Annotated in this window: 7 protein-coding genes; 2 read left to right on the top strand and 5 right to left on the bottom strand. The window is 30.1% G+C overall.

Going from position 1 to position 10,556, the window contains the following annotated elements; translation table 11 throughout:
• Positions 1-148: 148 nt before the first annotated feature.
• Positions 149-1,450 (bottom strand): M18 family aminopeptidase, encoded by a 1,302-nt coding sequence (locus BD821_RS02845; protein ID WP_104409221.1) that lies wholly within the window; start codon positions 1,448-1,450, stop codon positions 149-151.
• 239 nt (positions 1,451-1,689) lie between these two features.
• On the opposite strand from BD821_RS02845, the gene BD821_RS02840 reads away from it, so the two are divergent.
• The gene (locus BD821_RS02840; RefSeq protein ID WP_104409220.1) at positions 1,690-2,874 is read left to right on the top strand and encodes a cation diffusion facilitator family transporter; all 1,185 of its coding nucleotides are present in this window, start codon (positions 1,690-1,692) and stop codon (positions 2,872-2,874) included.
• Positions 2,875-2,969: 95 nt separating this feature from the next.
• On the opposite strand, the gene BD821_RS02835 is transcribed toward BD821_RS02840, so the two are convergent.
• Entirely contained in the window at positions 2,970-4,805 is a 1,836-nt protein-coding gene (locus BD821_RS02835; protein ID WP_169993927.1) for an LTA synthase family protein, read from the bottom strand.
• A 351-nt stretch (positions 4,806-5,156) separates the two neighbouring features.
• Between BD821_RS02835 and BD821_RS02830 the strand changes: the two genes are divergently transcribed.
• Positions 5,157-6,257: a P-loop domain-containing protein gene (locus BD821_RS02830; RefSeq protein WP_104409218.1), complete on the top strand. Its 1,101-nt coding sequence runs from the start codon at positions 5,157-5,159 to the stop codon at positions 6,255-6,257.
• An 80-nt stretch (positions 6,258-6,337) separates the two neighbouring features.
• On the opposite strand, the gene BD821_RS02825 is transcribed toward BD821_RS02830, so the two are convergent.
• The 3 genes from BD821_RS02825 to BD821_RS02815 form a co-directional block, all read right to left on the bottom strand.
• Entirely contained in the window at positions 6,338-6,712 is a 375-nt protein-coding gene (locus BD821_RS02825) for a PqqD family peptide modification chaperone (protein ID WP_104409217.1), read from the bottom strand.
• Positions 6,713-6,714: 2 nt separating this feature from the next.
• The gene (locus BD821_RS02820; RefSeq protein WP_104409216.1) at positions 6,715-8,652 is read right to left on the bottom strand and encodes an OPT family oligopeptide transporter; all 1,938 of its coding nucleotides are present in this window, start codon (positions 8,650-8,652) and stop codon (positions 6,715-6,717) included.
• A 217-nt stretch (positions 8,653-8,869) separates the two neighbouring features.
• A complete protein-coding gene (locus BD821_RS02815; protein WP_104409215.1) occupies positions 8,870-10,315 on the bottom strand; it encodes an aminoacyl-histidine dipeptidase in 1,446 nt (481 codons plus the stop codon).
• Positions 10,316-10,556 lie beyond the last annotated feature (241 nt).

Raw genomic sequence — 10,556 nt, 5'->3', positions numbered from 1 at the left:
TCGCTTATTTTCATATTTGTAACATGCCTTTTTAGTATTCACATATTCACATAAAATTATAGATACAAAAACAAAAATAAGGATACCAGTAAATTTCTTTTCTGGTATCCTTTAAATTTCATTCTTAATAAAGATTGTAATAAGTTATTTAAATTTTATAAAACTCTTCAAATGATTTAGTTATAGATTCTTGATCTTCTATTCCACCAAGCTCTCTTATAGAGTGCATTGCAAGTATTGGTGTTCCAATATCTACAGATCTTATATGAAGATGTGTAGATGATATAGGTCCTATAGTAGATCCACCTCTTAAGTCTGATCTATTTACAAACTTTTGTACAGGTACTCCTGCATTGTTACAAATTTGCTCATATACTGCTATAGAGTTACTGTCTGAGGTATAGCTTTGATTTGCACTTATCTTTATAACTGGTCCTTTATTTATAACAGGTCTATTTACAGGATCATGTTTTTCACCTGCATTTGGATGAACCGCATGAGCTAAGTCTGCTGATATCATAAAGGATTTTGAAAGTGCTCTAAAGAAATCTTCTCTGCCTTTATTAAAACTTAAAGCTATTCTTTCTAATATGTTGCTTAATAGATTAGAATCTGCTCCTTGTTTTGTAGAACTTCCTACCTCTTCATTGTCGAAACACACCATAACATTTGTAGCCATATTAACCTTTGTATTTATAAGTGCCTTTATCCCTGCATGAACCATAGCAAGGTCATCTAGCCTTGGTGAGGATATAAACTCTTCATTTAAGCCTATAACGCTTCCTTTTTCATATTCATAAAGGAATAAATCAAAATCTAATATATCACTTACATTTACAGAAAGCTCTGCCGCTATAGTATTTATTAAATACTTATCTTTTTCAAGGCTTTCATTTACAAGTGACAAAAGTGGAAGGGTATCTTTTTGTTTGTTTAGTTCCACTCCTTGATTTACTTCTCTATTCATGTGTATTGCTATATTAGGAATTATAAGTATTGGTTTATTTATATTCAACAGTCTTGTTTCTGGGGAAAGTGGATTATTCCCTCTTAAAGTAACTCTACCTGCTATAGAAAGTGGTCTGTCAAGCCAAGTATTAAGTATTGGACCACCATAAACCTCTGTATTTAATCTTACATAAGTATTTTCAGAAGTCATTTCTGGAAATGGCTTTATTCTAAATGAAGGTGAATCTGTATGTGCACCTATTAGTTTAAATCCATTGCTTTCTAGCTCTCCGTCTCCTACTACAAAAGCAATAAGAGCTGAATCATTTTGAGTTGTGAAATACTTTCCACCCTTTTTAAGATCCCATTTTTCAGAATCCAAAACTTCTGTAAAACCTTCTTGTTTTAACATTGATTTTGTAGTGCTAACTGCATGAAAGGCTGTAGGACTCTCATAGATAAAATCTATTAATTCATTTGCTAATTTAATATTTTTTTCCATAATATTACCCCCTCTTAACTTCCATTATTATTTTAACATAAATATTATTAGCATGCCTTACATTTATATAATATTTTAACCTAATGTATTCCTTCATTTAATCATTTTAACTTCTAAAGACTTATGATAACTATATACGCCCAAACTTCATTATCATTTGATAATCAAAATCTATAGATTGTTAATAAATCCTGTGGTATAATTTAAAGCTAATGACAAAGAAATAAGGAAGTGTATTTATGATATCAGATTTTCTTGTAAAAAAGTTTGTTAAGAATTATAAAAATACTGAAGAAGAAAAGGTAAGAAACTCCTATGGTTTCCTTGGTGGGATTATTGGAATTATAATTAATTCTTTGCTATTTGCAATTAAATTATCTATAGGGCTTATAGTTGGAAGTATAGCTGTAACAGCAGATGCCTTTAATAACTTATCTGATGCAGCTTCTTCATTAATTACCATCCTTGGATTTAAATTATCTAGTTTACCTGCAGACGAAGAACATCCTTTTGGTCATGGTAGGCTAGAATATATATCCGGACTTATAGTAGCCTTTATGGTGATGATGGTTGGTATTCAATTTATTAAATCCTCCTTCCAAAGAATCATAAATCCTGAGGTGGTAAGCTTTGAAACTATACCCTTTATACTACTACTTGTGTCCATACTTTTCAAAATATGGCTAAGCAGATTTAATAAGCTTATTGGAAAGAGAATTAATTCTTCTGCTTTAAAAGCTGCCTCTATAGATGCTTTAGGAGATGTAGTTACTTCTAGTACAGTTGCTTTATCACTACTACTTTCTAATTGGATCAGATTTCCAATAGATGGTTATATAGGCATAATAGTATCTTTAATCATTTTATATTCAGGCTACTCACTAATAAAAGATACACTAAGTCCTCTTCTTGGTGAATCACCTGATGAAAAGTTAGCAAATAATATAAAAGAAAGTGTTTTATCTTATAATGAGATATCTGGAGTCCATGACCTTATTATTCATAATTATGGTCCAGGTAAAGCTATGGCTTCTATTCATGCTGAAGTTCCTAGTACATCTTCTATAGTAAAGATACATGAAATTATAGATAAAGCTGAAAAGGAAGTTTCAGAAAAATTTAATATTCATTTAGTTATACATACAGATCCTATTTGTGTAGATGATAAAGAAATATTAAAAACTCAAGAGGAACTCCAAAGTATTTTAAATAAAATAGGATTAATAAAATCTATGCATGATTTTAGGGTTGTTGGAGAAGGTGACCATAAAAATCTTATTTTTGATATAGTTGTAGACTCTAGTAAAAGAGGAAAAGAAATTACTGATACAGAACTTATAGACATGATATCCATGAATGTAAAAAAACTTTCACCTTATTATAATTGTGTAATAACTATTGATAATGATTTTACTGTTATTTAAACATTAAATTTAAACTTAAGTTTAGAGAGACTTCTTTAAATATATAAGAGCTATATTACTTTTAAAATTCACATCTAAAGTAATATAGCTTTTTTTTATTTTTTAAAATAATTTCCTTTTATTATCTTATTAGAAATATAAGGACCCTTTAGCATCAAATCTTTTTCCTTATCTGAAGGTGGAGTCCCTACAACTTCCCCAGAAAATAAAACAGTAAAGTTCCACTTGTCTTGAAACATAATCCTTCCCATAGCTGAATTATTAAATTCTTCTTCCGGAACCCCCATAAGATAGGCTACTGTTGGCATAATATCTATCTGTCCACCTATATTATTAAAAGTTTCACCCTTAATATTCTCATTATATATAATAAAGGGTACTTTCATTTCTTTCTCTAACCATTTTTCATTTTCTACATCTATACCCTTTAACTTATCTTCATAAAATTTATGTACACCTGTATGGTCACCATATATAACAACAACGGTATCATCTAACATGTCCTTATCTTTAAGTGTATTCATAAAGTTTCCTATTTCCCTATCTACATAATTAATACTTTGAAAAAATTTACCTAATACATTTTTATCTAACTCACTAGGTAAATCTAAAGATTTCTTATCCCCTGGTAAATCGAAGGGTCCATGGCTTGTAAGTGTTGCCATATGTAAAAAGAAAGGCATATCTTCTTTTGAAATTTTATCTGATATCTGATTAAAGAAAGATCCATCGGAAAGTCCAGCTCCTATTACTTCCTCTAATTTATAATCATTAATATCAAATATTTTGTCATATCCTAAAGCTTTATGATTATGAATCCAATTCCAGTTTCCACCCTTTTCTGGATGAGTAGATATAGTACTATATCCTAAACCCTTCATAAGATATGGCATAGAATTATATTTATTAGCAGCATGATCCATATAAGCTACCCCAGATTTTAATGGCAATATAGATGTATTACTAATAAAATCTCCATCAGCACTGGTTCCGGAGCCTGTCTGCTCATATATATTATTGAAATAAAAAGAGTTTTTAACCATTTCATTTAAATTAGGAGTTATCTCCTGACCTTGAACGCTTTCTCCTATAACAAAATTTTCAAGGGACTCTACTTGAATAAATATTAAGTTTTTTCCTTTAAGTTGACCCTTATAACTATTGTTTTCATATTTATAATTTAGTAACTTTTCTTTTTCTATATACCAATCATTTATCTCCCTTTTTTCCTCTTTAGAAAGTTCAATAGATTTTGAATCATTAAACTGCCTAACACCATCAAAGAAGTGGTATCCTATAGGCGATAAGTTCGACATGGTTTGGAAGGGATACCAAGAGTTTCTAAAGAACATAATGTTACCTTTGCTTACATCTTTTACATCTATAATGTAGTGGTCACAACCTATTTTTGTAACAGACATTGACAACATAATTAAGAATACTACTATATTTCTTCGCTTATATAGGTTATCTCCTTTTTTTTCATTATACTTTTTTATAATAAAGGGTATGTCCATTACTAATAAAATATCAATAGGTCTTATCTGAATCAAGTTTCGATTTAGCGGATTAAATATCTCCTTGTTTTTAATAAAATAAAAAGATAAAAATGTTCCATAGTTTCTGTAATAAAAAAGATCTAGAAGCAATAATATTGTTATAAGCATGTGAAATATTATGTAATAAATTCCTCTGTTTTTCTTTAATAAAAATCCTATGCTTATGAATATTAAAAAAAACATAGCATGAGAAATTATAGGTCCAACAGTAAAATAGACTCCAATTAAGTTAAACCTAGAAGAATTTTTACTATTTACAATACCTTGAAATAAAATATATTTTATAATTAAACAAAAAAACGTAAATGATGCAATTTTATCTCTTTTATTCCATATAACCTTAATATTTTCTTTATTAAAAGTTTTTTTCATTTTAACAATCATGTTCATAGTAATTCACCCTCATTCTTTATTAAACTATATTGATTCATCAAGTGATTCTTAGACTCATATGGAGTTTACTTATAAGGAATACATCTCTCCATCAAAGGCTAGAAGAACTTATCCAGGGGCGTAGCAGCCGTCATCCCCCACCTTGAAGAGGATAGGGGTGTTACGGATGGTAGCCATGGGATAAAACTCCCCCTCATATAATTAATTTTATACTTAATAATTTTTATTTTTAAGAATCTACTAACTAACTATTGATTATACTATAAGTACTGACATAATAAAATAAATCTTCATAACATGTATTAATTTTTAATTTAGGAGCGTGATTTAATGGTAAATAATTTAGAAAGACATATGTTTTTAGGTAGCAATAGTTCTGAAGGATTCTTTTCTTACTTTCAATATATATTATCTCAAAAAGAAGCTAATAAGATCATCTGTATAAAAGGCGGTCCTGGTACAGGGAAATCTTTTATGTTAAAAAAGGTAGGTAACCATTTTAAAGAAAAAGGCTATACTGTAGAATTTCATCATTGTTCTTCAGATGTTGATTCTTTAGATGGAATTCTTATAAAAGAACTTAAAGTTGCTATGATAGATGGTACTGCACCTCATTCAATTGATCCTAAGACCCCTAGGGCTGTTGATGAAATATTAGATTTAGCTAAATACTTAGATGAAGATAAAATAAGGGGCGAAAAAGAAAGAATAATGGATATAAGTAAAGAAGTGTCCCTATATTTTAATCGTGCCTATAAATATCTTAGAGCTTCAAGAGTAGTGTTTGAGGACTTGGAATCTTTAAATAAGCTTGCTTTGAATGTTTCAAAACTTAATTTAATTAAGGAAGATTTGAAACATAAGTTATTACCTATGAACGTATCTGGTGTTGGTACATCAAGGCATCTTTTTGCCACTGCATTTACACCTACTGGTATAGAAACCTTTGTTGATACTCTTTACAAGGGTTATAACACTGTTTATTTGTTAAAGGGTGATGCTGGTACAGGGAGTAGAGAGGTTTTAAAATATATTTATGAAGAGGCAATTAAAAGAGATCTTTATGTAGAAGCCTTTCACGACCCTTTTATACCTGAAAGATTAGAGCATATATTACTTCCTCACCTATCCATTGCACTATTAACTTGTAATGAGATAAATAAAGAATATTTTAAAGAAAACTTAACCGATGTAGAATTACAAATAGACATGAATACAATTTTAAATAAAGATATCTTAAATAAATACGAATCTGAAATAAAATATAGTGAAGATATTTTTTATGAACTTTTATCAAAAGCTTTAAATATATTATCTGAAGTTAAAGTCATTCGAAATACCTTAGAAGATATTTATATAAATAGCATGAACTTTAAAGAAATTGACACCATTTATGAAAATATCATAACTGAAATTATGTCTTTCCAATAAAAAATATAGTCTTAGTTTATGGATATCATAAACTAAGACTATACTGAATTAATTTAGTTATTAAATTAATTTTTAATGATTTATTCTGATTCTAGATCTGATGAAGGGTTTGACTTTTTAAAAGTAATCCACCCTCTTTTAGCTAAATACTTTAGGTAAATAATTAATCTACGTAAAGATTCATCTATATCGTCTCCAGCCTTTGATGAAACTATCTTTGCAATATCATATATGCTTCTTTCGCCATCTATAAGTAACCATGCGGAAGAACAAAGTTCATCAAATTCAATATCGCAGACCTTTGGTTTTTTTACAAGCCATGCTGCAAACTTTTTAACAGGATCTGTTACTTCATAGTATAGAGTAACCTTTCCGTCTTTCTCTTCCCATCTATCATGCTTTATTTCTGGCACATATAGTACAAAGTTGTATTTTTCATCTTGGGTGTTACTCATAATTAGATAACTCCTTTGTCTTCTCTAGTTGAAAACATGTATATCCATACTGCTAATCCAAGGAACATAATAAATGATAATAAGTTTCCTTGAGTTATGCTAGGTGCTATTTTAGCTCCAAAGCCTAGTTTTTCGTCTAAGCTTAAAGTTGCAAATATAGCTATTATAATACCTACTAGAGCATCTCCTGCTACAAGTCCTGAAGCAAGTAATGTTCCTTTTTCTAAAGAACCTGACTTTCTTTCTTCATTATTCTTGAATTTCTTCTCAACTAGAACTCTGATTAATCCACCAGATAATATAGCTGTGTTTAATGTTATAGGTAAATATAATCCTAAAGCAACTGGTAATATAGGAATCTTTGCAAGTTCGCAGAATATAGCGATTGCAGCTCCTACTATAACCAATGTCCATGGAAGTTGAGCTGTCATAATTCCTTCGACAATCATCTTCATTAATACTGCTTGTGGTGCTGCTACAGCTGCACTACCTATTCCATAAGCTTTATCTAGCATTTTTATTACTAGCCCTGAGAATACAGAAGCAAATGCTACTGCAATAAACATCCCAACTTGAACCTTCTTAGGAGTACCTCCTATAATAAATGTTGTCTTTAAACTTTGTGCTGTTCCACCTGCAACTGCAATAGCAACACACACAACTCCACCTATTAATAGTGCCTTTTTAATACCTTCGTCTCCTACTGATCCTGTAAGTTTTAATACTGTTGTAACAAATAATAATGTTGCTATAGTCATTCCTGAAACTGGATTGTTTGAAGCTCCGATTATACCTACCATTCTAGCAGATACAACTGAGAAGAAGAAACTAAATACTACAACTAGTAATCCTCCAATGAATCCGCCTCCTATAGCTGGTAATAACCAAGTTAAAAGGAATCCAAGTATTGCTGCAGCGATAACCCATATTAAAGGTGCTTCAACATCTATTCTGTCTACTTCGCCATTTATTTTTGAACCAATACCTGACATTGCTTGTTTAAAGCTCTTTATGATTGTAGGTAAAGATTTAATAAGTGAAATAAATCCACCCATTGCAACCGCACCTGCACCAATATATCTTATATAGCTTTTCCATATTTCCATTGCTGACATTTCTGAAATTAATTTTGCTGAAGGAAATAACGGTGCTGCAAGTCCGCTTCCTAAATATTTTATTAATGGTATGAACGCAAACCAAGCAACGAAAGATCCTCCAAACATAAGTAAAGATGCATTCGTACCTACTATAAATCCAACACCAAGTAATGATGCTAATGTATCTACTCCTATCATTGTTCCTTGGTAACTTTTTATTGTATATGTAGCTTGCTCAGCCCATAATCTAGTTCCACCTGATAAGAATTTATATGCTCCACCCATTCCAAGTCCTGTTAAAACTGTTTTAAAAGCACTTCCACCTTCACTACCAGTAACTAAGACTTCAGCTGCTGCCATAGCCTCAGGGTAAACTAAATTACCATGCTCTTCAACTATTAAGAATCTTCTTAATGGTGTTACAAAGAATACTCCCATAAGTCCACCTACTACAGTTACAGCTACTACAGTTGTAATGCTTAGACCAAAATTTGAAAGTATTAATGCAGGTAATACGAATATAATTCCACCTGCTATTGATTCTCCCATTGCTGCTAATGATGATACCATATTAGCTTCTAAAATACTGTTTCTTTTGAATAATCCCTTCAAGATTCCTGTAGCTAAAATAGCACCAGGTATTCCTGCAGAAATTGTAAGACCTACTTTTAATCCAAGATATGTGTTTGCTGCTGCAAATAAAGCTGCAAACAAAATTCCAAGTATAATTGAATAACCTGTAGTTTCAGGCATTGCTACTGTTGTAGATATAAATGGTACATAATCCTCGCCTTTGCATCCGGAATATGCGGTGCTAGAAAGTTTCTTTTTATCACTTGCCATTGGTAAACCCAACCTTTCTTAATATATATTAATATAATTGCTAAAATACATATCTCATGTTCCTTTTATAAAAGATTAATATTCTTTAATTTTTTATAAAAGAATACATGAGATATAATTTTATATTGATAACAAATTTAAAATTAATAATTCAAGTAAATACAACGTAGCAATTTTAGTAAATATTAACCTCATTAAACTAATAAAAACTTATTTATTATTTTATGTTTTTAAGTAGTTCTTGTAAGAAGTTCCATACTCTTTCTACAGAAGATACACTTAAATGTTCATTTGGTGTATGGACATCATATAAGTTAGGTCCAAAACTTATCATATCTGTATCTTGCATCTTTTCTTTTAGAAGTCCACACTCAAGTCCAGCGTGTATTGCATCAATCTTTGGTTCTTCGTTAAATAACTTTTTGTGAGTTTCTATACATAACTCTCTTATTTTTGAGTCTTCTTCATATTGCCATTCTGGATATTCGTTAGAAGTTGTAAAATTACCTCCAGTTATTTTTGCTAGAGATTCTATTCTTTCTGAAATTTCATATTTCAAACTCTTAACGGAACTTCTAACTGATATAGTAAATTTAACTTCATCATTACAGGTTTCTAAAATTCCTATGTTTAAACTACTTTCAACTAAGTTTTCAATGTCTTTACTTACAGTTTGAACACCATTTGGAACTGTCATTAAAAATGTGATTAACTTTTCTGTATCTTCACAGCTCATTTGTCTTTTAGATTTCCCTGATTTTGAAACATTTATACTTATATTTGGATCTTCTACTCTAAATTCATTTTTAAATGTTTCTTCTAACTTTTTGCATAAGTCTTGTACCTTTGTAAATTCATCTGAATTAACTGTGATAATTGAGTTACATTCACGAGCAATAGCATTATGTTTTGATCCACCATTCATTGATACTAAGTTAAAAGATAGTTCCTTCTTTAATGAGTTAAGAACTCTTCCCATTAACTTAACAGCATTAGCTCTTTGTTTTATTATCTCCATACCTGAATGTCCACCATTTAAACCAGAAATCTCAATTTCTACAGTTTCCTTTGAAGTTTCTTCAAAGGTTGGTTTAAATATAACTGTTGAATTTACTCCACCAGCACAACTTACTAGGTATATGCCTTCTTCTTCAGCATCTATGTTTAAAAGTATTTTACCCTTTAAGCTAGAAGGGTCTAAAGCATCAGCTCCGAACATTCCTGTTTCTTCTTCAGTAGTAATTAAAAGTTCAATTGGAGGATGTGCTATACTATCGGAATCTAACAATGCTAAGCCGTAAGCTACAGCTATTCCATCATCTCCACCTAAAGTTGTATTTGTTGCATATAAATGATCTCCATCTAGTCTTAATTCTAAAGCATCTTTTGAAAAGTCATGTGAACTATCCTTTGATTTTTCACAAACCATGTCCATATGTCCTTGAATTATTACTGTAGGAGCATTTTCATATCCTTTGGTTCCTTGTTTCTTTATAATTACATTTAGGTTCTTATCTTGTACTACCTCTAAACCTCTTATCTTTGCAAAATTCACTAAATAATCGCTTATTTGTTTTTCTTCTGCTGAGCAGTGTGGTATCTTAGTTAATTCTTCAAAAAAGTTAAAAACGTTTTGGGGTTTTAAATTACTTGTAAAACTCATTATTATTCCTCCTTTTTATTTAGATATTTATTATAACCTTATTAACAATTAAGTCCCCTCTCTAGTCTAACAGAAAAGGTTTTCTTTCATGCTATTAGTTTTGATATTTTTAAATATAACACTAAAAAAACACAAATTCAAGGATATGTATTTCAAAAATCCGTTGTATATACATTGCTTTTTTATACATATCACGTTTTAGTGAGGGTTTTATTATTTAATTATTAATTTAGCCATACAA

Source organism: Clostridium algidicarnis DSM 15099, assembly GCF_002934235.1.
In the GTDB taxonomy this organism is placed as follows: domain Bacteria; phylum Bacillota; class Clostridia; order Clostridiales; family Clostridiaceae; genus Clostridium_L; species Clostridium_L algidicarnis.
The sequence above is the reverse complement of the archived record's forward strand: the minus strand, read 5'-3'. Positions and strand labels throughout refer to the sequence as shown.